The organism is Marinospirillum sp. (assembly GCF_044810985.1).
Taxonomy (GTDB): domain Bacteria; phylum Pseudomonadota; class Gammaproteobacteria; order Pseudomonadales; family Halomonadaceae; genus Marinospirillum.
In genome coordinates this window covers 459,438-482,563 of the sequence record NZ_CP085242.1, presented here as the reverse complement: position 1 = coordinate 482,563, position 23,126 = coordinate 459,438, and the positions used below count along the sequence as shown (strand labels likewise).

The window sequence follows — 23,126 nt, the reverse complement described above, 5'->3', positions numbered from 1 at the left end:
TTTTGATTTTTATTCCTACAGAGACTAAAATAAAGCCGTACCAGCCATGATGAGGTATACAGCATGACAGCCCTACTCCAGCAAGCAGCAACTGATGAGCAGAAAAAATCAGCTGTTGCACTGAAAACCTTTTTCAAAATCACCGAAGGCTGGAATCTGAAAGCGGATCAACAGAAAATCTTGCTGGGTGACCCTCCCCGAAGCACCTTCTATAAATGGAAAAAAGGTGAAGGCCCGGCAATCAGTCGCGATACCCTGGAGCGTATCTCCTACATACTGGGCATCTATAAGGCTTTAAGAATTCTGTTTCCAACGGAGGAGCAAGCCAACGCCTGGCCCGGCAAACCCAATCGAGATTTCGATGGCGAATCTGCGCTGGCTGTCATGCTTAAGGGCAGCATGATTAATCTGGCCGATGTTCGGCGCTACCTGGACTATAATGAGAGGCTAGGTGAATGAAGGCATTAATCCCGGACTGGACTCGAGCCCATCGACTGGTGCCCTGCCACTACCCGCCCATCAACCTATTTGAAACGGTCTCAGATCCAGAGGATCTGGAACTGGTCTTCGAGATCGAAAGCCTGACCAATGATCGCTTGAGGGATGAAACCGGTGACTTGAGGTTGGTCCCTGCATCTGAACGCATAGCAGGCCCCGGCTCCAGCCCGGTTATGGCCGCATTCACGCATATGGGTCAACCCAGCCGATTCACTGATGGCCGTTTTGGAGTCTACTACGCGGGAAACTCTCTGGACGTTGCCCTGGCCGAAACACGCTATCATCGTGAGCGTTTTCTTGCGGCCACCCAGGAGCCTGACACTGAAATCACCATGCGCGAATACATCAGCAGCATTTGCTTACCCCTGGGTGATATTCGTAGCCAGGAGTTTGCAGAACTTCACCACCCGACCGATTATTCCTGCCCCCAGCAATTTGCCCGAAACCAACGTCAATCAGGTTCTCACGGAATCCTCTATAATAGCGTTCGCCACCAGGGCGGCGAGTGTGCAGCCCTCTTCACCCCCAAAGCCACTTCCATTCCTGTTCAGGGCGGTCATTACAGATATGTCTGGAGTGGAACAGCGCAGAAGATTCTGTCCGTGCTGGCCGTTAGCCTGATTGAATAGCTCGATCTTGCTTATCCATCCTGGCCAACAGCCAGCGATGACAGATGAAGTAGGATCACTGGCTCAGGGACTTGATATTGGCCGCTGACGCGGCCAATAAAAAACTCTGCGGCCTATTGACAGTCAGAAGGCTCATAGGTATCAGAATTACTTGGATCCCTGCATTTTCTGAATGGCTTTTTGTAGATTTGCACCAATTAGGTTTGAAATATCCGATGCCATTTTAGGTGACTTTTTGGCTAGCGCACGCCCACTGTCTGTTTTGTAGAAATCATTAATATCTTTCAACTCTTTAGCTGTTAGGGTCTCAGCAACCAGTTTTATTGTAGGTTCTTTTAAAGTTTCCCAACCCATATAAGCTTTAAAAAACGACCTGAGACTCTCTTTATCTGCATCAGAACCTTGACTAGCAAACTGTTCGACATAAGCATCTATAGTCATATCGAAGGTTTCTTTCGTTTTTGACAATTTTAAATACTCAATGGCCAATAAATCTTTACTTTCGTCAGCATATAAATTTGCAGACACTAAAATTAATACGGATCCAAAAATTGCAGATTTTAAAATATTCATTCTATCTCCTAATATTGAACTGTGTAATTATTCTAACGCCGCTCAGCACGCGCGGCTACGAAATGAAGCCGAAGCCGCAATGCAGTAGCCGTCGCTGGCATGGTTAGGTTATGATTCTGGTATACCAATGATACTCATCCGTAAGCGCTCCCTGATAGGTGGCAGTATCGGTCTTCAAGTTGCTTCGGCAGCTAAAGCTGAACAAGAGCACCTTCTTTTTGTTAGTTGCAACCTTGTTAGTATCTACGTCAACTTCGAGGGTAGCACTCTTTAGCTTCTCTATATCCACACCTTCTTTCGCGCCTTGCTGCTGTAACCATGCCTGGATTTCTTTGGCTATATGCAGATCCAGCAGCCCTACTTCAGAATGGACTGCATCGCCCGTCAGCAAATTGATTGAGATAGTGCCATCTGGCAAATCCGATAGTGCCTCCATGTCGTCACCCATGCGCCACCCGACAAACATCTTGCATACAACGTCTGCATAATGATTTAAGCGTTTTCTACGCATGGTCCTCTCAACCTAACGCCATTAGAACGATTTTGTTTCCTCGATCCAGACATCTTTGATCCAGTTTTTTATCGATGGCCATTTTTCCCCAGACAAATCCTGCATGTCATGGGACCAGAACACGACCTCCCCCTCTTTATTCACACAATAAAAATCAGCGTTGTCGTGGCAAATGGGGATTAAATTACCTGGGACACCCCTATCTGACCAGGCATGAGTAGCAATGCTGTCCAAGTGGGTATGTGAGTCGGAGGCTGTGAGTGTGACCGGCTCAAAAGGGCCGAAGACAACGTCTGAAAGCTCGAGCAGATAACGGCGAAACTCAGAATGAAAAGGAACACCCAACCTTGATTCTGCCTCTGTCACTTCATGCTCCGTGGGCAATCTTAATGGTTTGGGTACATCTTCATTTAATTGCCTAAGCTCTATTGCGACTTGCTCGAATGTCAAGATTCTTCCTTTCTAACGAGTGATTGTAGAAAAACTTCAGCCTATAAAATTGATCATTTTTTGTACTAAAAATAGCGACTCTACGTAAATTCTGGAGCACTTTTCACCATCAAAAACTTCAGAGTTTACGTAGAAGCAAGAAAAATTCTCAGAAACCGAAACCTCTTAGTTTTTTCTACCAACAGCTCTTTCTCTGTTGTTCATTTTTCGATTGCCGATTTTTGTTGGCAGTCGTTTGTAATTCCGTGTTTTCTAGCCTTTTCAGGCTTTGGCCTCTGTAAGTCAGTCATTATAAGGCTTACAGCACCTGTTTTTGGGCTGGCCTGGCCCCTGCTCTGCGGCTTTATTGAACCAGCTTGCCATAGTGGGCGAGCTTTTCAATGTTGTGGATCAGGCAATACAACTGCCATTGCCCTTGAACTTTATCCTTACCCCTCAAGCTGAAGCGGCTGAGTCTTTTGTTGGTGCCGATGTTGCCGAAAACTGGCTCTACAACGGACATGCGGTGGCTGTAAATTTGCTTGCCCTTGGGACTATCCACACGGTGTTTCATCCAGTCAGTGTAGCTGGGAGGCCGTTTGTCATTTAAGGGAAGCTGACTTGTCTTCCTACCCTATTACCATGATCAGCTGATTACTGATTTTCTCAAGGGCCTTATCGCTTACCACAGAAAACAGGCGGAAAAAATTTACCGCCTGTTTTATTTAACGTTTAATTCAGGCTTCAGGCTTCAGGCTTAACTGTTTTACTGGTTGATACTGGCTCTTCTTTAAATGATCTAATAATTCCTTTCCCACAACTCACTGTAATGTATACCAGTACAATGACCATTAACCAAGTCACGCCGACCCCAGCTACATACAACCACATATTATTAGGCTCAAACAAAACACCACTAACTACTGAAAGGCCAACATACCAGAAATAGACCCTCATTGACCTTTTTAAATGAGTGGCTATGAACTGATCAGAGTGGGACTTATTAATGGCATAGTAAATCACAAGAGGTGTAAGTGTTACTAGGTTCACATAGTACCCAAAGAAATGAAACTGAAAGAAATTGAACAGCTGGGTTGAAAATGAATCTGCAATCACCAAAATATACCCAACTGCAGCCATCCACTTATTTTTATCACTCATATATATTTCCTTTTTTCCTTGTTAAGACTAGTAAGGTTGGGTTGATAGAATACCGCAACCTTGACTGCCGATCAATTTCCTTACTTTTTTAGTTCTCTTTTTTCTTGGTGTCAAGCTTACAAACTCTTCAATGGCTCTTTTACAAGAACCAATGCAACCCCTTCCCTGGGGTTGCTGGTCATTGCATCTTTTACATCACATCAGCTGGCTGCTGCATCCTTGGCGATGATTTCTTTCCATTTGGCGGGGCCGAGGTTATGGATGGACTCGCCGTTAACGTCGACAGCGACGGTGACGGGCATGTCTTCCACTTCAAACTCGTAGATGGCTTCCATTCCCAGGTCTTCAAAGGCCAGGACTTTGGCGTTTTTGATCGCCTGGGCAACCAGGTAGGCGGCACCGCCGACGGCCATCAGGTAGACGGCTTTATTGTCCTTGATGGCTTCAATGGCGATGGGGCCACGTTCGGATTTGCCGATCATGCCCAGCAGGCCGGTTTTTTCCAGTACGGTGCGGGTGAATTTGTCCATGCGGGTTGCGGTTGTGGGGCCAGCAGGGCCAACCACTTCTTCGCGAACCGGATCAACGGGGCCAACGTAGTAGATGAATTTACCGGCCAGGTCGACGGGCAGTTCTTCACCCTTGTTGATCATGTCGACCATGCGTTTGTGGGCAGCATCACGACCGGTCAGCATTTTGCCGGACAGCAGCACGACATCACCGGGTTTGAGGTCTTTGACTTCTTCGCGGGTGACGGTGTTGAGGTTGATGCGCTTGACGCCTTCGCCGACTTCACGGGTGACTTCGGGCCAGTCTTCCAGTTTGGGGGCTTCCAGAGCCGCAGGGCCGGAGCCATCCAGGACAAAGTGGGTATGGCGGGTGGCAGCACAGTTGGGAATGATGGCAACCGGCTTGTTGGCAGCATGGGTTGGGTAGTCTTTGACTTTAACATCCAGCACGGTGGTCAGACCGCCCAGGCCCTGAGCACCAATGCCCAGTTTGTTAACCTTATCAAACAGTTCCAGACGCAGTTCTTCAGAACGGGTTTCTGCGCCTTTTTTCTGCAGGTCATGAATATCAATGGGTTCCAGCAGAGCTTCCTTGGCCAGCAGCATGGCTTTTTCAGCAGTGCCGCCGATGCCGATACCCAGCATGCCGGGCGGACACCAGCCCGCACCCATTTTGGGAATCTGTTCCAGCACCCATTCCACCACATCGTCGGAAGGGTTCAACATGGCGAATTTGGATTTGGCTTCAGAGCCGCCACCTTTGGCTGCGACGTGAACGTCCACGGTGTTACCGGGTACCAGTTTGACGTGGATGATCGCCGGGGTGTTGTCCTTGGTGTTAGCACGTTTGCCATCTGGATCAGCCAGAACCGAGGCGCGCAGAACATTATCCGGCAGCAGATAGGCCTTGCGAACACCTTCGTTGACCATATCTTCCACGCTCATGGTGGCACCATCCCAGCGGATGTCCATGCCGACTTCCAGGAAGACGGTGACGATGCCGGTGTCCTGGCAGATGGGGCGGTGACCCTGGGCGCACATGCGCGAGTTGATCAGGATCTGGGCCATGGCATCCTTGGCGGCCGGGGATTCTTCACGCTCGTAGGCTTCATTCAGGGAGTCAATGAAGTCCTTGGGGTGGTAGTAGGAGATGAATTGCAAAGCATCGGCAACGCTTTGAATCAGGTCGTCCTGGCGGATGACGGTCATAAACGAGTCCTCTTTTGGTCTGTTATTTCGCGCGCAAGTATACCACTCCCCCCAAAGCAGACCAGCCAGTCATAAGTAGAACGAATAATCCCGCCAACTTGTAACTTTATGTTGAAGCTGTATGCTAAAAGAGTCTAGGGCCGCAGGGGTGACCTCAGTATGCCTTGTATAACGAAAAAAACGACCCGCTTTATTTGTAAAGGCAAATCCCTTTGCCTTTTCCCTACCTTTCATGCTTCGCCCCTGTCTTGCCTGGACTTTCCTGTCATCAAAGAGGAGCTATAAGCATGCGTAAATCATTGATTGGTGTCGCCTTGTGCGCCCTGACCCTTCCTGCCGTGGCGCAAGCTGATTGCGGCGAAGTTTCCATTACGGAAATGAACTGGGCCTCCAATGCCATCGTAACCGGTGTTGCCAAGTTCATCATGGAAGAAGGCTACGGCTGTGATGTCACCGTGGTGCCTTCCGATACCGTTCCCGCTGTGACTTCCGTTGCTGAAAACGGTGAGCCGGATATTATTACTGAGCTTTGGCTGAATTCCACGGGTGATGTCTACAACCGCCTGGAAGAAGAAGGCAAAGTTGAGCGCCTGGGCAAGGTGCTGACACCCGGTGGTGTTGAAGGCTGGTGGATTCCGACTTATCTGGCGGAAGAACACCCTGAACTGACAACCATTGACGGTATTATGGAAAACCCGGAACTGGTCGGTGCCCGTTTCAACAACTGCCCGGATGGCTGGGGTTGCCGTGTGGTCAGTGACAACCTGATTCGCGCTCTGGATCTGGAATCCTCGGGCATTGAGGTCTTCAATCATGGTTCCGGTGAAACTCTGGCTTCGTCCATGGCTTCTGCCTATGAGTCCGAAGAGCCCTGGCTGGGTTACTACTGGGGCCCTACCGTGCCTCTCGGCAAATACGACATGACCAAGGTGGACATGGGTGGTTACGATGAAGAAGTTCATAACCACAACATGAACCCTGACTCGCCCGATGCCGGTGTTTCCGACTTTCCTGCAGCACCTGTGCTGACCTCCATCACCACGGATTTCAAGGATCGCGAGCCTGAAGTGGCCGACATGTTGAGCAAGATGACGTTTGAAACCGCTCACATGAGTTCCCTGCTCGCGTGGATGGATGAGAACAATGCCTCAGCAGAAGAAACCACGGTTTACTTCCTGAGCAACAACTCAGACATCTGGTCCGACTGGCTGAATGATTCTGCTCGCCAGAAGCTGGCAGCCCTCTTGAACTGATCCAGCGATCCAGCCCACTGCAGGCAGGCAACCCCTGTCTGCAGTTTTTAGCCTGCCCTCCCCCGTGTAAAACGAGGAACAAGAAAGCCAATGGCAACCTACGACTTTGTATTTTCCAAGCTAGGTTTACAGGACTGGTGTGCCCAAGACCAAAGTGTCGGCCCCATGTCCATGAAAGACCTGCTCTCCAAGTCACGTGGCGAAACCGAAAGCAGCCAGTCCCTCTGGGAAGTGCCCTTTCCTTCCATGGACAATCTGAATGAAGCCTGCAGCGCCTTCCCCCAGTCACGGGAACTCACCAAGGGTCTTGAAAACGGCTTTCTGTCCGTCAAGGACAACCTGAGCATTTTTCTGGACCCTTTGACTCAGCCCTTGAGCTGGTTTCTGGACGGTGCCCTGTATTTCATGCTGGCCACACCCTGGTGGATCATCATTCCCCTCTTGTTGCTGGTTGTGCAACTGGTGACCAAGTCCTGGCGGCTGGTTGCTTTTGTGGGTTTCAGCATCTGTACCCTGGCCTTTATTGATCACTATGAATACGCCATGCAGACCCTGGCGATTATTTTTGTCTGTGCCTTTCTCTGTGTGCTTTTCGGGGTACCCATCGGCATTGCCATGTCGCGCAGTGACACGATGCAACGGTTTACCATACCCATTCTGGATATGCTGCAAACCCTGCCGCCCTTTGTGTACCTGATTCCGCTGATCTTCCTGTTCAGTGTCACTGAATCCAAGCTTTACGGGATTGCCATCATTCTGTATGCCATCGTACCGGTGATTCGTTTGACCAACCTGGGCATCCGCCTGGTGGACAAGGATGTCATTGAAGCCGCAGATGCTTTTGGCATGACCAAGCAGCAGAAACTCTATCGAGTTCAGATTCCGCTGGCACTGCCCAACATCATGGCCGGGGTCAACCAGACCATCATGATGAGTCTGGCGATGGTGGTGATTGCTTCTCTGGTCTCGGCACCCGGCCTGGGGGTTCTGGTGCTGCGCGGTATTCGTAATCTGGAACTGGGTGTGGGTCTGGTGGCTGGTCTGGGGATCGTCATCCTGGCGGTTATTCTTGATCGGGTGACCAAAATATCCCTGGCGCGTATCAATGCCTCCCAGAAAAGCTGAGACAGGTTAAGATGACTGAAAATATTAGAATCTCCATACGCAATCTCTATAAAATTTTTGGTGACGACCCAGCCACTGCTCTGCAGGCGGTCCAGGCGGGTATGGGCAAGGCCGAGCTGCTGGAAAAGCACAACCATGTGCTGGGCCTGCAGGACATCAATGTCGACATGAAGGCAGGCGAAGTCACTGTCATCATGGGCCTCTCCGGCTCCGGCAAATCGACTCTGATTCGCCACCTGAACCGCCTGATCGAACCCACGGCAGGCAGTATTCAGGTGGATGGCGAAGATGTGCTGGGCTATGACGAAGAGCGCCTGCGTCGCCTGCGCCGCGAGCATATGTCCATGGTCTTCCAGAAGTTTGCTCTGCTGCCCCACCGCACCGTTCTGGAAAATGCCGGTCTGGCACTCTGGGTGAGAGGCAAGGAAGTCAAGGAGTTTGAAGAAGAAGCCAACAAATGGCTGGCCCGTGTCGGTCTGGAAGGCAACGGCAACCAGTACCCGCATCAGCTGTCCGGCGGCATGCAGCAGCGCGTGGGGATTGCCCGTGCCCTGACCTCCAATTCACCGATCATGCTGATGGATGAGGCTTTCTCGGCTCTGGATCCCCTGATTCGCACCGACATGCAGGATTTGCTGCTGGACCTGCAACAGGAGCTGAAAAAGACCATCGTTTTCATCACCCATGATCTGGATGAAGCCCTGAAGCTGGCCGATCATCTGGTGATTTTAAAGGATGGTTATGTGGTGCAGCAGGGTGAGCCCCAGGAAATTCTTCTGGAGCCCAATGATCCCTATATTGTTGATTTCATCAGTGATATCAACCGGGCCAGGGTACTCAGGGTACGCTCGGTGATGGAAAAAACCACCCAGCCTCTGGCACTAAGTGCCGGTCAGGTAACCGAAAACACCAATCTGGAAGAGGTGATCGCCAAGTCCCAGGGGGCCACGAATTTGACTTATCAGGTGGTACGAGAGGGTACTCCGGTGGGCGTGATCAGCATGCAGGCTGTGGTCAAGGCTTTGGTGCCGACCCATGCGGCGGCCCGGGAAGTGCGTTAATAGATTGCTGGTAGCAGCGTTCAGCTTGCTGTATGCTGCGTCCACGTCATTTGACGCCCTTCTATTAGTTACCGAGATTCCCTGAATATATGAGTTTTTCTTCCCTGGGCCTGAGTGCCCCGATTCTTGCTGTTTTGAAAGAACAAGGCTATACCCAGCCGACCCCCATCCAGGCCCAGGCCATTCCTGCCATCATGCAGGGTGAGGATGTGATGGCTGCGGCCCAGACCGGCACCGGCAAAACCGCAGGTTTTACCCTGCCGATTCTGGAACGCCTGGCCAAGGGCAAACCGGCCGGTGCCAATCAGGCCCGTACCCTGATTTTGACCCCGACCCGCGAGCTGGCTGCACAAGTGGGTGAAAGTGTCGCCACCTATGGTCGCCAGATGCATTTGAAATCGGCAGTCGTGTTCGGCGGCGTCAAGATCAACCCGCAGATGATGAAATTGCGCCGCGGTGTGGATGTGCTGGTGGCCACGCCCGGCCGCCTGCTGGATCTATACAACCAGAATGCCGTGAAATTTGATCATCTGGAAGTTCTGGTGCTGGATGAAGCCGACCGCATGCTGGACATGGGCTTTATTCACGACATCAAACGCATTTTGAAAGTTTTGCCTGCCAAGCGTCAGAACCTGCTATTTTCGGCCACTTTTTCCAAGGAAATCCGCAACCTGGCCAAAGGCCTGGTGAACAATCCGGTGGAAATTTCGGTCAGCCCGCGCAACACCACGGCAGAGAAGGTAGAGCAATCCGCTTATCTGGTCGACAAGAAGCAGAAACCGGCGCTGCTGGTCAAACTGCTGGTGGATAACAAGTGGGGCCAGACCCTGGTTTTCACCAAAACCAAACACGGTGCCAACAAGCTGACCAAATACCTGGAAGACGGTGGTTTCAAGGCTGCCGCGATTCACGGCAACAAAAGTCAGGGAGCCAGAACCAAGGCATTGGCTGGTTTCAAGGACAACAGCATCCAGATTCTGGTGGCAACCGATATCGCAGCCCGTGGTCTGGATATCGATTTATTGCCTCAGGTAGTGAACTATGAGCTGCCTAATGTTGCCGAAGACTACGTTCACCGCATTGGTCGCACCGGTCGTGCCGGAGCCAGCGGTGAAGCCGTTTCTCTGGTTGGTGGTGACGAAGGCAAGCTACTCAAGGACATTGAGAAGCTCATCAAGCAAAACATTCCCCGCAAGCAGGCTGAAGGCTTTCCGGCTCCGGTAATGACGGCAGCACCCCCTGCACCAAGGCGTGGTGGTGGTGGAGGTAAGCCTGGTCAACGCCAGGGTCAGGGTCGGGGCAGAAGAGCACCGGCTCGGGCCAGCTGACAAGCGGCTTTGCTTCAGGGATAATCAGGCAATCCGATGTTTGCGGAGTCCCAGATGGCATCACCAGCGGCACAACCCAGAATTATTGCCGAGTCCGACGGCTCGGTGGTTTCGGGTGACTGGATTACGGCCCACCTGAAACGCTGGCTGCAGCTGCAACCTGATCTGCAAAGGCTGTCGGGCAAAATACGCCTCGACTGCCAGCAGATGGACACCAACGGTGCCTGGGTTTTTCTGAACATTTTCGGGAAAAAACCCACGTCCTGGCCGCAAGGTTTAACGGACAACCAGCTTCAGATCCTGGAGCTGGTCAGAAGCAAACAAGAACCCACTCCGCCACAACCCTCCCTCAACTGGCTTGCCAAGCTGGGTTTTCATACCCTGCGAAGCTTTCGCCATGGTCGTCAACTGCTGGATTTTCTGGGGCGCTTGACCCTGGCGCTGCTGGCAATGTTGCGCCGCCCCTGGCAATGCAAGGTCAAACTGCTGCTGGATGTCATTCAGCGTGATGGCTTGCAGGCCGTACCTATCGTGGCCTTGATGGCTTTCCTGCTGGGGGCGGTGATTGCCTGGCAGGGCGGACTGCAGTTGCAGACTTACGGGGCCAATATCTTTATTGTTGAGCTGGTGGCGATCACCCACCTGCGCGAACTGGGGCCTCTGATAGCGGCCATTCTGGTTGCCGGGCGCTCCGGCTCGGCCTATGCCGCACAAATTGCCACCATGAACATGAATCAGGAAGTGCTGGCGCTGAAAAGTCTGGGACAGGACCCTTATGCCTGGCTGGTGCTGCCCAAACTGCTGGGCCTGCTGCTGGCTTTACCCCTTTTGACCGTGCTGGCCAACCTGGCAGGGCTGGGTGGCGGCATGCTGGTCGCCAGCGTTCAGTTGGAAGTCACCCCCACCGCTTTCTGGCAACGCCTGGGTGAAGAAGTTAATGTCGCGCATTTCTGGATCGGTCTGGTCAAGGCCCCGGTGTTCGCCCTGATTATCGTCACAGTTGGCTGTATGCAGGGGATGCTGGCCGAGGGTGGCGCTGAAGGGGTTGGGCATCGCACCACCCGCAGTGTCGTTCAGGCCGTTTTTCTGGTGATTATCGTTGATGCCCTGTTTTCCATTATTTTCAGTAATACAGGATGGTAGGCCATGGATCAGCACACCCCGATTGTTGAGCTGCGCAATATCAAAACACGCTTTGGTGCCCAACGCATTCACCAGAATCTAAACTTGCAGGTTTTTCAGGGTGAACGTCTGGCTCTGGTGGGGGCCAGTGGTTGCGGGAAATCTGTATTGCTCAGTGCCATCGCCCTCCTGACAAACCCCGAAGCCGGGGAAATCCGGCTTTTTGATCAGCAGGTTCGGAATCTGGACACGGAAGCCCTCAAGCTGATGCGAACCCGGATGGGCATGATGTTCCAGCAGGGTGCCCTCTTCACCAGCTTGAGCCTGCTGGAAAATATCATGCTGCCCATCCGGGAGCTGCAAAAACTGCCTGAAAGCCTGATCAAGGAACTGGGGATGCTGAAGCTGCAACTGGTGGGCCTGCCCTCAACGGCTGCCCACAAGTTTCCCCAGGAATTGAGTGGCGGCATGTTGAAACGGGCGGCTGTGGCGCGTGCCCTGGCACTCGATCCCAACCTTCTGCTGCTGGATGAACCCACGGCCGGTCTCGATCCAGTCAGTGCCAATGCATTTGATGAGCTGCTTCTGGAGCTGCATGCCACTCTGGATCTGACGCTGATTCTGGTCACCCATGATCTGGACTCCCTCTGGCGAATCACCGATCAGGTAGCTTTTCTGGGTCGCAAGCGCGTACTCTGCAAGGCACCCATGGATGAACTCATCCAGCAGGAACAACCGCATATCCAGCGATATTTTGCCAATACCCGAGCCACCCAGGCGATGAATCGCAATCAAGCAGGTGAAGTTTTATGAATCCGAAAATTAACTACACTCTGGTCGGCGCTTTTGTGGTACTGCTGATTCTGGCCGGTCTGGGCGTGACCAGTTGGATGACCCATGACAGCGGCTCCACAGGCCGCCTGCCCTATACCACCTATTTTTATAATTCGGTATCCGGCCTCAATGAACAGGCTCAGGTCAAATACCAGGGTGTGCCTGTGGGTTATGTAGAGGGGATCACTCTGGTCACAGACCCGGATGAAAGAGTCCGACTGGATCTGGCTCTGGATGCCGATGCCCCCATCCGCAGCAACACCTATGCCACCCTGCAGCATCAGGGCATTACCGGCCTTTTGTTTGTTGAGTTGAAAAGCACGGATACTCCCGGTACGCCACTGGTATCCACCCGCGAAAACCCTGCGGAAATACCCAGCCAGGCCTCACGCCTGGTACAGTTCACGGAAAGCCTGGATGATCTGAGTGGCAAGTTGGGCAACCTGCTGGAATCCTTCAATGAAGTCAGTGACCAGTTGAAAACCCTGACCAACCCGGAAATGCGCCAACAAATTCTGGACCTGATGAATTCCAGTCAGCGTCTGGCCGATACCGCAGAACAACGGCTTGAGGCCATCAATCCCCAAGCTTATGAAGACCTGGCCAGAACCCTGGAAGAACTGACCCGTGAGATCACCCGCCAGGCCAGCCAGCTCCCCGGTCAGTTGCAAAGCCTGGAAACAGGCCTGGGCAAACAATTGCAAGCCTTGCAGGAGGAGCTGCAGCAGTTGGGCGATGACACCAGCAGCAGCGCCCGGCAGCTGGCACCAACCCTACAACAGGCGGAAAAACTGCTGGAACAGCTGCGCCGCGAAGGGGACACCTGGCTGAGGGGCAATCAAACACAACCACAGGGTCCGGGAGAATAATATGAGCAAATACCTGTTCCTTCTGCTGTTAACCGCCAGCCTGACGGCCTGCAGTGTTTTTCCAGCACCCGAGAAGGCACCCCAGCAACTTCTCTTGTCCAGCCTGGCTCCCAGTCAGGAAACCAGCCGTCATAGCGACATGCAGATACGACTGGTGATCGAGCGTCCCCTGGCCAGCACCCCGCTGCGTCAGCGCGAAATCTGGTATCGTGATGCCGGTCTGCAGCTGACCCCCTTCAGTCGGCACCTCTGGGCTGAAAGTCTGGATCTGCAACTGCAAAGCCTGACAGCCGAGTTTCTGGCCCAGCAGCCCTGGGCAGAAGCCGTCAGCCTGGATCGTCCGGGGTTCCGGGCCGAGTACCGTTTGCACCTCAATCTGCAACACTGGTATCTGGACACCGCCCAGGAAGAGTTGCTGATCAGCCTGCAGGCCAACCTTCTGGACAGTGATGGCAACAGCCTGCTGCAAAGACAGTGGAATGAGAAGCAACCGGTTGCCCGGCTTTCCCCCCAGGGCGTTGCCCAGGCCAGCCAGACATGGTTGGAAAATTGGATTGTAGAACTGAATCAAAGCCTTAAGGATCATTGGCAGAAATAGAGCTGCGTATAATTATCATTTACAAGGCTGGGTGAATCTGCTAGCTTACCCCTAATCACCCAACCCAAGTAAGGTTTAGCCTTTCGATGAGCACCCACGTTGCCAGCTACATTTACAGAATCTGGGGGCAAAGACCCCCTTTTTATATTCTGATTCCCTCTGTAGTTGCAGCCCTGGCCATGGTCTTGCCCCTGTTTTATCTGGGCCTCAGAGCCTTTCAGGCGGATTCAGGCCAACTGGTTGAACTGGTGTTCAGGCAGCGCAATCTGGATCTGCTGTTCAATACCCTGAAGCTGACCTTTGGTGTGCTCCTGCTGGCCACCCTGATGGCCTTGCCCACTGCCTGGCTGGTGACACGCACCAACATCCGCTTTAAAAAAGCCATTACCCTGCTTGCCGTAGTGCCCCTGGCGGTTCCCGGTTATGTCATGGCCTACGCCCTACTGGGTCTGGGAGGCCACTATGGCGTGTTTGCCCAGCTGTTTGGCTGGGAGCTGCCGCGTATCAACGGCTATACCGGTGCGGTTCTGGCCTTGAGTCTTTATACCTTTCCTTATTTGTTTCTGAATCTGCGCGCCACCTTCCTGGGCTTTGATCGCAGCCTGGAAGAAAGCGCCCAGGCCCTGGGTTACAGCCAGCGCCAGATTTTCCTGAAAATCCTGCTGCCCCACATGGCCCCGGCCCTGATGGCCGGTTGGCTGGTGATCGGCCTTTACGTCATGGGCGATTTCGGGGCCGTGGCTCTGATGCGCTATGAAGCCTTCAGTTACGCCATCTTCACCCAGTACTCCAGTGCTTTTGACCGGATTTATGCCGCCTGGCTGTCGCTGATGCTTTTGGCTCTGGCGGGCAGTTTTGTGCTTATGGAAACCCTGGTGCTCAAGCGCAAGCGCCTGGCCAGTGTTGGCAGCGGTATTGCCCGGCCCAAGGCGGCCAGTCAGCTGGGCTGGAAGGCCTTTCCAGCATGGATCTATCTGAGTGTGGTGTTTTTAAGCTCCATCGGCTTGCCGGTGATGATTCTGGCCTACTGGCTGCTGCTGGCCCCCCCTGATCTGAGTTTCTTCCTGGAAGTGCCCGGCACCTTCCTGCGTTCTGCAGCGGCGGCCTTGCCAGCGGCTCTGGTGGCAGCAGGTTTTGCTCTGCCGATTGCCTATCTACTGGTGCGTTACCCATCCCGGATTTCCACCGTCATAGAACGCTCCACCTACATTGGTTATGCGCTGCCGCCCCTGACCCTGGCTCTGGCGATGGTGTTCTTTGCCCTACATACCGCTTATTTTCTCTACCAGACCCTAGCTTTGCTGATTTTCACCTGGGCACTGGCGACCCTGGCTTTGGCCATGGGGCCGATTCGCAGCTCTCTGATGCAGACCCGCTCCAACCTGGAAGAGGCCTCCTTTTCTCTGGGGCATGGCCCGATTGCCACCTTCTTTCATGTCGTCTTCCCCAGACTGAGACGCGGTATTCTGGCTTCCATTGCCATTGTTTTCCTGTTTTGCATGAAAGAGCTACCGATTACTTTCTTACTGGCACCCACGGGCTACACCACCCTGGCCGTTACCGTTTTCAGTCGCACTTCAGAGGGTTTAATGGCTGAGGCCGCCCCCTTTGCTGCGGCGATTGTGATTTTTTCCAGCTTATCTGTCGGCATGGTGCTGAATCGCGAGGGCAACCGATGAATTCCATACAGGCGCTGATGCGTGTTGAGGGTTTGAGTAAACGCTACAATGAAGGGGACTCCCTGGCCGTGGATCAGGTGAGCTTCACCCTGCAACCCGGTGAAATCCTGGCTTTGCTGGGGCCCAGCGGTTGTGGCAAAACCACAACCCTGAGAATGCTGGCCGGTTTTGAGCACCCCACCGCTGGCCATATCTTTTTGCATGATCGAGAAGTCACCGAATTGCCTCCGCAAAAACGCAATATCGGCATCGTGTTTCAAGACTATGCGCTGTTTCCACACATGACGCTGCTGCGCAATGTCACTTTTGCCATGCGCCACGTTCCAAAAAACCAGCTGAAAGAAAAAGCCATGGAATGGCTGGATCTGGTCGGCCTGACGCCCTATGCCACACGCTATCCGCATGAATTATCCGGCGGCCAGCAACAAAGGGTGGCTCTGGCCCGCACCCTGGCGGCAGAGCCTGAACTGGTCCTGCTGGATGAACCCTTTTCCAATCTGGATGCCGCCCTGCGTGAAGCCACCCGCAAGGAAATGCGCAGCCTCTTCAAGAAAGCGGGCACCTCGGTGATTCTGGTCACCCACGATCAGGCTGAAGCCATGACGTTTGCCGACAAGGTTGGAGTCATGCAGCAGGGTCAGTTGATGCAACTGGATACCCCTCAGGCCGTTTACCAGCACCCTGCCAATGCCTTTGTCGCGACTTTTCTGGGTCACACCAATCTTTTACGCGGTCGCGCGATTGGCAGTTTTGCGGAAACCCCTCTGGGCAATATCAGCCTGCATACCGCCAGCAAGGGGGATGTGCAGTTGTCCCTGCGACCCGAGGACCTGCAACTGACAGCCAGTGACAACCCCGATGCAGCCAAGGTACTGGATCGTGAGTTTCGCGGCCATGACTACCTCTATGTACTGGAGCAGGAAGGTATCCAGTATTGTGCCATCACCCCCAGCCACAACCATTTTGAAATCGGCAGTCATGTGACTCTGGGGAGTTCACGCCAGGCTTCGGTCATACCCGCCAGCAACTAGGGGCTTCAGCTTTTCTGACAGCTCCTGTCTGGCTTCCTCCTGCCAGTCTGGAAAGGGATTGTTCCAGGTCTGGCAGATGGCATCAAAAAGGATGCGGGCACGGCCCTGCAGCTGGTCTTCAAACAGCAGTTGGTAGGTCAGCCGGTGAACCTGGCGTTCAAAATTGCGGGTGTCCCCCGGCTCGCCTGAGAGGTTGTCGGCACTGATGTGAAACTTGCGACCACTGGCCAGGGTAAAGCACTGCTCAAAGGCCTGGGGGCGAACTTCCACTTTTTCAAAAGCCCGCTGCTGGGCAGCACTTCTTCCATCCGGCAGATACCAGTAGCCAAAATCTTCCAGTTCCCGGCGCTTTTCACCGGCCACGCACCAGTGGGCCAGCTCATGCAGGGCGCTGGTGAAATAGCCGCGTGCAAAAATGATTTGATGATCATCACCGGTCATGCTGGCAGGCAGATAGAGCGGCTCTTCCCCGCCACGCACCAGCCGGGTCTGATAACGATCATAAAAAAGCTCGGCAAAAAGTTGAATCAACTTTTCACCTTCCTGGTATTCATGTTCTTCGGGCGTCAAAATCCTTCCTGCCATCAGTCAAAGAAGTTAAGAATTGTTGGCGATTCTACTGATTTATTGCAGACTGGGCAGTCTATTTTACTGTAAAATAAGTTTTCTTCTTGAGATTCTTTATGCAAATTTCACGTTTCTGGCATTTCAATACACCCCTGCTGGTTCTGGCCCTGCCGCTGCTAGGCGCGCATCTGGCACAAACCGGTATGGGGGTGGTCGACACCCTGATGGCCGGGCGCTTGAGTGCTGTGGATCTGGCTGCTGTTGCAGTGGGCACCAGTGTGTTTGCTCCCATCATGCTTTTGATCTTCGGCACTCTGCTGGGCACCACCCCTCTGGTTGCCCAGGCCGCAGGTGCGCGTCAGACATCCACCCTGGCCGGAACGGTGCATCAGGCCACCTGGGTGAGCCTGGTGATGATCCTCTTCGGCGGTCTGGTGATGACCAACAGCCAGTGGGTGTTTGATTTTATGGGCATCACCCCGGAGGTTTCCGCGCTGGCTTCCGGTTATCTGCGAGCACTGGCCTGGGGTTTGCCAGCTCTGGCCTTTTTTCAGGTGCTGCGTTGTCTTTGTGAAGGCCTCAATCATACCCGTCCGGTGCTCTGGATCAGTCTTCTGGGGTTGCTGATCAATATTCCTGCCAATTATGTGCTGATCTACGGCAAGCTGGGCCTGCCGCAATTAGGGGCTGTCGGTTGCGGTTATGCCACGGCGCTGAGTTTCTGGTTTATGGCCCTGCTATTAAGCCTTTATGTGCACTTGCGCCCCAATTACCGGCGTTTTGCCATTTTTGCAGCCTGGCAAAAGCCAGAATGGATTCAAATTGGGCATATTTTCTGGGTGGGTTTGCCGATTGGTCTGTCGATTTTTGTCGAAGCCTCGCTCTTTACCACCATTGCCCTGTTTATCGGCGGGCTGGGTGAAGTGGTGGTGGCCGGACATCAGGTGGCTTTCAATTTCACCACGCTCCTGTTTATGGTGCCCCTCAGCCTGGGGATGGCTCTGACCGTCAAGGTGGGTCATGCCCTGGGTTCCGGCCGCCCTGATGAGGCCCGTGAAGCCGCCTGGTACGGTGTTCAGCTCTCGGCCCTGGTGGCCCTGATCTCGGCTGCTTTCATGTGGCTTTCAGCACCCTGGGTGGTCAGGCTCTATTCAGAAAACACTGAGGTACAGCTGCTGGCCGCAGGCCTGATCCAGTTGGCTGTTCTTTACCAGATTTCCGATGCCTTGCAGGTGAATGCCGCAGGTGCCTTGCGCGGCTACAAGGATACCCGCATTATTATGCTGATCACCTTTGTGGCCTATTGGCTGATCGGTTTGGGTGGCGGCTGGTGGCTGGCTCTGGGAGACAACCCCTGGGGGCCTCAGGGCGTACAAGGCTTCTGGTACGGTCTGATTCTGGGCCTGAGTTTTGCGGCAGCCATGCTGCTGTGGCGCCTGCATTCCACCAGTCGGCAATTCCTGAACCCCAACACTCCGCAGGAGGCAATATGAAAAACCTGTTTGCTCTTGGGCTCACTCTGAGCCTGTTGTTGACCAGCGCTGCGTCTGCCAGTGACTGGGCGCCCCAGCCGCACCTAAAGGTGGCCGGAGAAGCCAGCATCACCCTGGATGCTGATCGGGTGGATATTCACGCCAGCTTCACCAGTGACCACAAGAACTCACGCCTGGCCCTGCAAGAACTGGAATCAAGATTCGGTAACCTGCTTCGCAGTCTGCGCCGCCAGCTCCCTGAAAATGCCCGCCTGGAAGCCGGTCAGGTTCGGGTTCATCCCCGACACAAGCGTAGCAATGATGAATGGCAGATCATCGGCTACACCGCCACGCGTGATCTGATTGTCCTGGATCTGCCCGTGGAAAAAACCGGGGAGTGGGTGGAAAAAATCAGCCAGGGGCAACCCAGCCAACTGGGGCCACTGAATTATCACAGTACTCAGGCAACCAGTCAGCGTAACCCGGCATTGGAAGAAGCCCTGGCTGATGCCCGCAACAAAGCCCAGATCATGGCCGCCACTCTGGGACAGCAACTGGGTAAAGCCTTGCAGATCGAAGAAATTTCCAGCCCCGGAATCCAGGCCAGAAGTGCCGTCATGGCAGCGGATTCCAGCAATGAATCCACCCCGGACATGCAGCCGGGTCGCGTGGAAACCTCGGCCAGAGTCCAGGTCATCTTTGAATTAGTCGATTAACCTTTACGCATCAACCGGTAAGCAGCTAGAATACTGTATGAAAAGCTAGCACTGGGCAATTAACCAGCTGTATGCCCATCTACTGTCAATCACCGGGATCAACTGCCATGCAAAAACTCACCAAACGCCAGGAACAGGTGCTGGATATCGTCAAACAGGCGATGAAAGAAAGGGGCATGCCCCCCACCCGTGCCGAGATTTCCAAGCTGCTCGGGTTCAAATCCCCCAATGCCGCAGAGGAGCACCTCAAGGCCCTGGCGAAAAAAGGTGCCATTGAAATGATGCCCGGCACTTCGCGGGGCATCCGCCTGCCCAAGACGCCTGCACGCCCCAAGGGGTTGCCCGTGTTGGGTCAGGTTGCAGCAGGCAGCCCCTTGCTGGCTCAGGAAAACATCGATTTTCATCTCAAGGTGGACCCCGGCTCTTTCAGCCACAAGGCGGACTACCTGCTGAGGGTCAAGGGTCTCAGCATGAAGAACATCGGAATTCTGGAAGGTGATCTGCTGGCGGTTCACCGCACCCAGGAAGCCCCCAAAAACGGGCAACTGGTGGTGGCCCGGATTGATGACGAAGTCACGGTCAAACGTTTCAAGCAGGAAGGCAGCAGGGTCTGGCTACTGCCGGAAAACGAGGATTTCGAACCGATCGAAGTGGATCTGACGCAGGACAATCTGGCCATTGAAGGGCTGGCCGTGGGTTTGATTCGGGAAGATTTCAACCAGACTTTTCACTGATCAGTGTTCCAGGAGTTGCTCGCGCAGCTCCTGAAACAAGCTTTTCATGGCTTGATGCATGGCCCTGGCATCCGCCAGTTGGCGCTCTTCCAGAGTCTGCGGCTCCTCCGCACTGGCCAGGGAAATCCTGGCTCCTTCGTCCACTTCCGGCCCATCACTGACTGCTGGCGGCTGTCTTAATGCCAGCAATGCCGGTTGCAGTCGACTCAGAGGGCTGGCCGGATTTCTGAATTCAGCCTGCAGGCGTTTCAGCTCAGGTAACTGCTGCTGGCGTTCTGCAGCCAGCTTTTCCAGATCACCGGCCTCTTTGACGGCCTGCAGGTTCAGGCGATAAGCCACCGCCAGCTCCCTTAAAAAAGCAATTTCCGCTGCCTCCAGGGCATTCAGAGCGGCCTCATGGCAAGCCTGTTGCCAGGCCACCTGGTTCAACTCATCCTGAGGTTGAGCAGCAGCGTCCAGCAGCAAGCTGGCTTGATACAGCTTTTGGTTAGCCCGCGAGCGCTGTGCCTGAATCATTGTTTCTTACCGGCCGACTTGTCTTCAATCTTCCATTGCCTGCCATCCCAGAAGGCTCTGAAGCCGGTTGATTTACCGTCTTTCTCCGCCTGAACATACTGTTCCTGGGTTTTCCGGGAAAAGCGTATCACCGTGGGATTGCCCTCGGAATCCGCTTCCGGCGCTTCCAGAATATAATGATGCTTGGGATCAATCTCAGCCTTGTGCGGCTTGATCTCACTGACCAGCGGTGGCCGGGTTTCGCGTTTTTTCGGGAACTGGCTGGCAGCCAGGAAGAGCCCGCTGGCACCGTCCCGCAGTACATAGTGGTCATCCACCTTCTGGCACTGGAGTTCAGGCATGGGCACCGGGTCCATCTTGGGCGGTGCAGGTTCGCCGTTTTTCAGCAACTTGCGAGTGTTCTTGCACTCGGCGTTGGTGCAGCCGAAGTATTTACCAAAACGCCCGGTTTTCAGCTGCATTTCACTGCCGCACTTGTCACAGTCAAGGGTGGGGCCTTCATAGCCCTTGAGCTTGAAATGGCCTTCTTCTATCTGGTAACCGTCACAATCCGGGCTGTTGCCGCAAATATGCAACTTGCGCTTTTCATCAATGATGAAGCTTTCCATGGCCGTGCCGCATTTCTGACAGCGGCGCTTGGCTCGCAGGGCATCGACTTCAGCATCTTCATCACCATCAGCGGGAACAAATTCTTCGCCCGGCATCAGGTTGATGGTGGTTTTGCAACGCTCCTTGGGCGGCAGGGCATAGCCAGAACAGCCCAGGAAGGTGCCGGTTGAGGCGATGCGGATCTGCATGTGCCGCCCGCAGGTAGGACAACTGATGTCGGTGTCCACCGGCTGGTTGGGGCGCATGCCATCGGCTGACTGGGCCTGTTCCAGTTGCTGTTTGAAATCCTTGTAGAAGCGATCCAGCAGGTTTTTCCATTCTTCTTCACCATCGGCCACGGCATCCAGGGAGTCTTCCATACGGGCGGTGAAGCTGAAATCCAGCAGGTCGCGGAAGGACTCCACCAGGCGGTCGGTGACGATATCGCCCATTTTTTCCGCATAGAAACGCCGATTTTCAACCTTGACGTAACCCCGATCCTGAATGGTGGAGATGATCGAGGCATAGGTGGAAGGACGGCCAATACCACGCTTTTCCAGTTCCTTGACCAAGGCCGCTTCGGAATAACGAGCCGGTGGCTTGGTGAAGTGCTGTTTGGGGTCCAGCTCCTTGAGCAGCAGTTGTTCACCCACCTGCAAATCCGGCAACTCCTGGTCTTCAGCCTGTTTGCCACCGGGTGGTTGAATGCGGGTGAAACCATCAAACTGCAGCACCCGACCCTTCGCTTTCAGCTCATAATCAGCGGCTTTTACGGTCAGGGTCGTTGACAGATAACGCGCCGGTGGCATCTGGCAGGCAACAAACTGTCGCCAGATCAATTCATACAGGCGCTGGGCATCACGCTCCAGGCCGGAAATATCCTTGCCCTGCAGGTGAACATTGGAGGGGCGGATCGCTTCGTGAGCCTCCTGTGCGCCTTCCTTGCTGGAATAAAGATTGGGTTTTTCCGGCAGGTACTTCTGGCCCAGTTCCTGACCGATCCAGTCCCGGCAGCTGCTGACAGCTTCCTGGGACAGGTTGGTCGAATCGGTACGCATGTAGGTGATGTGACCGGCTTCATAAAGACGCTGCGCCAGGGTCATGGTTTTCTTGACGGAAAAGCCCAGGCGGGTACTGGCGGCCTGCTGCAGGGTCGAAGTGATGTAGGGAGCACCGGGACGACTGCTGGTGGGTTTGTCTTCCCGATCCGCCACCTGATAATCCGCAGGACTCAGCTCGGCCAGAGCCACATCGGTTTCTTCCTTGCTGCCGGGACGGAAATTTTTACCGGCTTTTTTAGCCACCATGCAGGACAGCGGTGTTTGCTTCTGATTCTGAAGATGGGCGGTGATATCCCAGTATTCTTCCGGTATAAAGGCACGGATTTCCCTTTCCCGCTCGACGATCAGGCGCACGGCAACCGATTGCACACGACCAGCCGACAAGCCCCTGGCCACCTTGGACCAGAGCAGAGGGGAAACCATGAAACCCACAACCCGATCCAGAAAACGCCGCGCCTGCTGGGCATTGACGCGATTCATGTCCAGACTGCCGGGGGCTTCAAAGGCCTGGGTAATAGCTTTTTTGGTGATTTCGTTGAAGACCACACGACGGTAGCGGGAATCATCACCGCCCAGGGTTTCGCGCAGGTGCCAGGCAATGGCTTCCCCTTCGCGATCCAAATCCGTGGCCAGATAGATGGCATCGGCTTCCTTGGCCAGTTTTTTCAGCTCACTGACCACCTTTTCCTTGCCGGGCAGGGTTTCGTAATGGGCTTTCCAGCCATGCTCAGGGTCGATCCCCATACGATTGACCAGCTGCTCCTGCGCCTTCTTCTTTTTGTCCGCAGCGGTCGCAGGCTTCTTGGCCGTTGTTTTGCCACGGGATGTCTTGCCGCTGCCGCTGACCGGCAAATCGCGGATATGACCAACACTGGATTTGACGATAAAATCATTTCCCAGATATTTATTGATGGTCTTGGCTTTGGCCGGTGACTCGACGATGACCAGTGATTTACCCATTCCGATGACTATCCCGTTGACTTGTATGAAAAACCTTGAATGCACTTGGTGCAAAGGGTGGATACAGTAACCCAGCAGTGACTTGGTTTCCAG

General features: G+C 53.9%; 24 protein-coding genes. 15 read left to right on the top strand and 9 right to left on the bottom strand.

Going from position 1 to position 23,126, the window contains the following annotated elements:
- Window positions 1-63: 63 nt before the first annotated feature.
- Both LG323_RS02285 and LG323_RS02280 read left to right on the top strand, forming a co-directional pair.
- On the top strand, window positions 64-459 hold the full coding sequence (locus LG323_RS02285) for an antitoxin Xre-like helix-turn-helix domain-containing protein (protein WP_404418683.1): 396 nt from the start codon (window positions 64-66) through the stop codon (window positions 457-459).
- Window positions 456-1,127, top strand: a complete 672-nt coding sequence (locus tag LG323_RS02280) for an RES family NAD+ phosphorylase (RefSeq protein ID WP_404418681.1) — start codon at window positions 456-458, stop codon at window positions 1,125-1,127. The genes LG323_RS02285 and LG323_RS02280 overlap by 4 nt, the downstream gene beginning before the upstream one ends.
- 147 nt (window positions 1,128-1,274) lie before the next feature.
- On the opposite strand, the gene LG323_RS02275 is transcribed toward LG323_RS02280, so the two are convergent.
- The 6 genes from LG323_RS02275 to LG323_RS02250 all read right to left on the bottom strand — a co-directional run bounded on the left by LG323_RS02275 (window position 1,275) and on the right by LG323_RS02250 (window position 5,519).
- Window positions 1,275-1,700 (bottom strand): DUF2059 domain-containing protein, encoded by a 426-nt coding sequence (locus LG323_RS02275; protein WP_404418679.1) that lies wholly within the window; start codon window positions 1,698-1,700, stop codon window positions 1,275-1,277.
- A 103-nt stretch (window positions 1,701-1,803) separates the two neighbouring features.
- Window positions 1,804-2,211, bottom strand: coding sequence for a hypothetical protein (locus LG323_RS02270; protein ID WP_404418677.1), 408 nt, complete (start codon window positions 2,209-2,211; stop codon window positions 1,804-1,806).
- Between the two features lie 21 nt (window positions 2,212-2,232).
- Window positions 2,233-2,661, bottom strand: coding sequence for an SMI1/KNR4 family protein (locus LG323_RS02265; RefSeq protein WP_404418675.1), 429 nt, complete (start codon window positions 2,659-2,661; stop codon window positions 2,233-2,235).
- Between the two features lie 343 nt (window positions 2,662-3,004).
- Window positions 3,005-3,214 (bottom strand): transposase, encoded by a 210-nt coding sequence (locus LG323_RS02260; protein WP_404418673.1) that lies wholly within the window; start codon window positions 3,212-3,214, stop codon window positions 3,005-3,007.
- Between the two features lie 170 nt (window positions 3,215-3,384).
- A complete protein-coding gene (locus tag LG323_RS02255; RefSeq protein ID WP_404418671.1) occupies window positions 3,385-3,801 on the bottom strand; it encodes a hypothetical protein in 417 nt (138 codons plus the stop codon).
- Window positions 3,802-4,001: 200 nt separating this feature from the next.
- Complete coding sequence (locus LG323_RS02250; RefSeq protein WP_404418669.1) at window positions 4,002-5,519, bottom strand: fumarate hydratase; 1,518 nt, start codon at window positions 5,517-5,519, stop codon at window positions 4,002-4,004.
- A 287-nt stretch (window positions 5,520-5,806) separates the two neighbouring features.
- Here LG323_RS02250 and LG323_RS02245 point away from each other — a divergent pair, with 287 nt between their 5' ends.
- From LG323_RS02245 to LG323_RS02200, 10 genes are all read left to right on the top strand, one after another.
- On the top strand, window positions 5,807-6,772 hold the full coding sequence (locus LG323_RS02245) for an ABC transporter substrate-binding protein (RefSeq protein ID WP_404418667.1): 966 nt from the start codon (window positions 5,807-5,809) through the stop codon (window positions 6,770-6,772).
- A 90-nt stretch (window positions 6,773-6,862) separates the two neighbouring features.
- Complete coding sequence (locus LG323_RS02240; RefSeq protein WP_404418665.1) at window positions 6,863-7,897, top strand: ABC transporter permease; 1,035 nt, start codon at window positions 6,863-6,865, stop codon at window positions 7,895-7,897.
- Between the two features lie 11 nt (window positions 7,898-7,908).
- Complete coding sequence (locus LG323_RS02235; RefSeq protein ID WP_404418663.1) at window positions 7,909-8,958, top strand: betaine/proline/choline family ABC transporter ATP-binding protein; 1,050 nt, start codon at window positions 7,909-7,911, stop codon at window positions 8,956-8,958.
- Between the two features lie 89 nt (window positions 8,959-9,047).
- On the top strand, window positions 9,048-10,286 hold the full coding sequence (locus LG323_RS02230) for a DEAD/DEAH box helicase (RefSeq protein WP_404418661.1): 1,239 nt from the start codon (window positions 9,048-9,050) through the stop codon (window positions 10,284-10,286).
- A gap of 54 nt (window positions 10,287-10,340) precedes the next feature.
- Window positions 10,341-11,429: an MlaE family ABC transporter permease gene (locus LG323_RS02225; protein ID WP_404418659.1), complete on the top strand. Its 1,089-nt coding sequence runs from the start codon at window positions 10,341-10,343 to the stop codon at window positions 11,427-11,429.
- A 3-nt stretch (window positions 11,430-11,432) separates the two neighbouring features.
- The gene (locus LG323_RS02220; protein ID WP_404418657.1) at window positions 11,433-12,221 is read left to right on the top strand and encodes an ABC transporter ATP-binding protein; all 789 of its coding nucleotides are present in this window, start codon (window positions 11,433-11,435) and stop codon (window positions 12,219-12,221) included.
- Complete coding sequence (locus tag LG323_RS02215; protein ID WP_404418655.1) at window positions 12,218-13,111, top strand: MlaD family protein; 894 nt, start codon at window positions 12,218-12,220, stop codon at window positions 13,109-13,111. The genes LG323_RS02220 and LG323_RS02215 overlap by 4 nt, the downstream gene beginning before the upstream one ends.
- Window position 13,112: 1 nt before the next feature.
- Entirely contained in the window at window positions 13,113-13,709 is a 597-nt protein-coding gene (locus tag LG323_RS02210; protein ID WP_404418653.1) for an ABC-type transport auxiliary lipoprotein family protein, read from the top strand.
- A gap of 86 nt (window positions 13,710-13,795) precedes the next feature.
- The gene (locus LG323_RS02205) at window positions 13,796-15,388 is read left to right on the top strand and encodes an ABC transporter permease (RefSeq protein WP_404418651.1); all 1,593 of its coding nucleotides are present in this window, start codon (window positions 13,796-13,798) and stop codon (window positions 15,386-15,388) included.
- The gene (locus LG323_RS02200; protein WP_404418649.1) at window positions 15,385-16,419 is read left to right on the top strand and encodes an ABC transporter ATP-binding protein; all 1,035 of its coding nucleotides are present in this window, start codon (window positions 15,385-15,387) and stop codon (window positions 16,417-16,419) included. Before LG323_RS02205 ends, LG323_RS02200 begins: the two co-directional genes overlap by 4 nt.
- Here LG323_RS02200 and LG323_RS02195 read toward each other — a convergent pair.
- On the bottom strand, window positions 16,384-16,989 hold the full coding sequence (locus LG323_RS02195; protein WP_404418648.1) for an elongation factor P hydroxylase: 606 nt from the start codon (window positions 16,987-16,989) through the stop codon (window positions 16,384-16,386). The genes LG323_RS02200 and LG323_RS02195 overlap by 36 nt on opposite strands.
- Window positions 16,990-17,102: 113 nt before the next feature.
- Here LG323_RS02195 and LG323_RS02190 point away from each other — a divergent pair, with 113 nt between their 5' ends.
- The 3 genes from LG323_RS02190 (at window position 17,103) to lexA (ending at window position 19,908) form a co-directional block, all read left to right on the top strand.
- On the top strand, window positions 17,103-18,479 hold the full coding sequence (locus LG323_RS02190) for an MATE family efflux transporter (protein WP_404418646.1): 1,377 nt from the start codon (window positions 17,103-17,105) through the stop codon (window positions 18,477-18,479).
- Window positions 18,476-19,174 (top strand): SIMPL domain-containing protein, encoded by a 699-nt coding sequence (locus LG323_RS02185; RefSeq protein ID WP_404418644.1) that lies wholly within the window; start codon window positions 18,476-18,478, stop codon window positions 19,172-19,174. Before LG323_RS02190 ends, LG323_RS02185 begins: the two co-directional genes overlap by 4 nt.
- A gap of 107 nt (window positions 19,175-19,281) precedes the next feature.
- Window positions 19,282-19,908 carry a transcriptional repressor LexA gene (lexA, locus tag LG323_RS02180; protein ID WP_310696207.1) on the top strand — a complete coding sequence of 209 codons (627 nt, stop codon included), beginning with the start codon at window positions 19,282-19,284 and terminating at the stop codon, window positions 19,906-19,908.
- Here the strand turns inward: lexA and LG323_RS02175 are convergent, their stop codons facing one another.
- Both LG323_RS02175 and topA read right to left on the bottom strand, forming a co-directional pair.
- Window positions 19,909-20,424, bottom strand: a complete 516-nt coding sequence (locus tag LG323_RS02175) for a DUF6586 family protein (RefSeq protein WP_404418643.1) — start codon at window positions 20,422-20,424, stop codon at window positions 19,909-19,911.
- Entirely contained in the window at window positions 20,421-23,033 is a 2,613-nt protein-coding gene (topA, locus tag LG323_RS02170) for a type I DNA topoisomerase (RefSeq protein ID WP_404418641.1), read from the bottom strand. Before topA ends, LG323_RS02175 begins: the two co-directional genes overlap by 4 nt.
- Between the last annotated feature and the right edge of the window lie 93 nt (window positions 23,034-23,126).

What these genes read in the sequence shown, in the direction of transcription:
- LG323_RS02275 (WP_404418679.1), bottom strand. Translation starts at nt 1,700, where the DNA reads ATGAATATTTTAAAATCTGCAATTTTTGGATCCGTATTAATTTTAGTG.
- LG323_RS02245 (WP_404418667.1), top strand. Translation starts at nt 5,807, where the DNA reads ATGCGTAAATCATTGATTGGTGTCGCCTTGTGCGCCCTGACCCTTCCT.
- LG323_RS02215 (WP_404418655.1), top strand. Translation starts at nt 12,218, where the DNA reads ATGAATCCGAAAATTAACTACACTCTGGTCGGCGCTTTTGTGGTACTG.
- topA (WP_404418641.1), bottom strand. Translation starts at nt 23,033, where the DNA reads ATGGGTAAATCACTGGTCATCGTCGAGTCACCGGCCAAAGCCAAGACC.
- LG323_RS02220 (WP_404418657.1), top strand. Translation starts at nt 11,433, where the DNA reads ATGGATCAGCACACCCCGATTGTTGAGCTGCGCAATATCAAAACACGC.
- LG323_RS02175 (WP_404418643.1), bottom strand. Translation starts at nt 20,424, where the DNA reads ATGATTCAGGCACAGCGCTCGCGGGCTAACCAAAAGCTGTATCAAGCC.
- LG323_RS02285 (WP_404418683.1), top strand. Translation starts at nt 64, where the DNA reads ATGACAGCCCTACTCCAGCAAGCAGCAACTGATGAGCAGAAAAAATCA.
- LG323_RS02225 (WP_404418659.1), top strand. Translation starts at nt 10,341, where the DNA reads ATGGCATCACCAGCGGCACAACCCAGAATTATTGCCGAGTCCGACGGC.
- LG323_RS02190 (WP_404418646.1), top strand. Translation starts at nt 17,103, where the DNA reads ATGCAAATTTCACGTTTCTGGCATTTCAATACACCCCTGCTGGTTCTG.
- LG323_RS02185 (WP_404418644.1), top strand. Translation starts at nt 18,476, where the DNA reads ATGAAAAACCTGTTTGCTCTTGGGCTCACTCTGAGCCTGTTGTTGACC.
- LG323_RS02270 (WP_404418677.1), bottom strand. Translation starts at nt 2,211, where the DNA reads ATGCGTAGAAAACGCTTAAATCATTATGCAGACGTTGTATGCAAGATG.
- LG323_RS02240 (WP_404418665.1), top strand. Translation starts at nt 6,863, where the DNA reads ATGGCAACCTACGACTTTGTATTTTCCAAGCTAGGTTTACAGGACTGG.
- LG323_RS02250 (WP_404418669.1), bottom strand. Translation starts at nt 5,519, where the DNA reads ATGACCGTCATCCGCCAGGACGACCTGATTCAAAGCGTTGCCGATGCT.
- LG323_RS02205 (WP_404418651.1), top strand. Translation starts at nt 13,796, where the DNA reads ATGAGCACCCACGTTGCCAGCTACATTTACAGAATCTGGGGGCAAAGA.
- lexA (WP_310696207.1), top strand. Translation starts at nt 19,282, where the DNA reads ATGCAAAAACTCACCAAACGCCAGGAACAGGTGCTGGATATCGTCAAA.
- LG323_RS02230 (WP_404418661.1), top strand. Translation starts at nt 9,048, where the DNA reads ATGAGTTTTTCTTCCCTGGGCCTGAGTGCCCCGATTCTTGCTGTTTTG.
- LG323_RS02280 (WP_404418681.1), top strand. Translation starts at nt 456, where the DNA reads ATGAAGGCATTAATCCCGGACTGGACTCGAGCCCATCGACTGGTGCCC.
- LG323_RS02255 (WP_404418671.1), bottom strand. Translation starts at nt 3,801, where the DNA reads ATGAGTGATAAAAATAAGTGGATGGCTGCAGTTGGGTATATTTTGGTG.
- LG323_RS02235 (WP_404418663.1), top strand. Translation starts at nt 7,909, where the DNA reads ATGACTGAAAATATTAGAATCTCCATACGCAATCTCTATAAAATTTTT.
- LG323_RS02260 (WP_404418673.1), bottom strand. Translation starts at nt 3,214, where the DNA reads ATGAAACACCGTGTGGATAGTCCCAAGGGCAAGCAAATTTACAGCCAC.
- LG323_RS02200 (WP_404418649.1), top strand. Translation starts at nt 15,385, where the DNA reads ATGAATTCCATACAGGCGCTGATGCGTGTTGAGGGTTTGAGTAAACGC.
- LG323_RS02210 (WP_404418653.1), top strand. Translation starts at nt 13,113, where the DNA reads ATGAGCAAATACCTGTTCCTTCTGCTGTTAACCGCCAGCCTGACGGCC.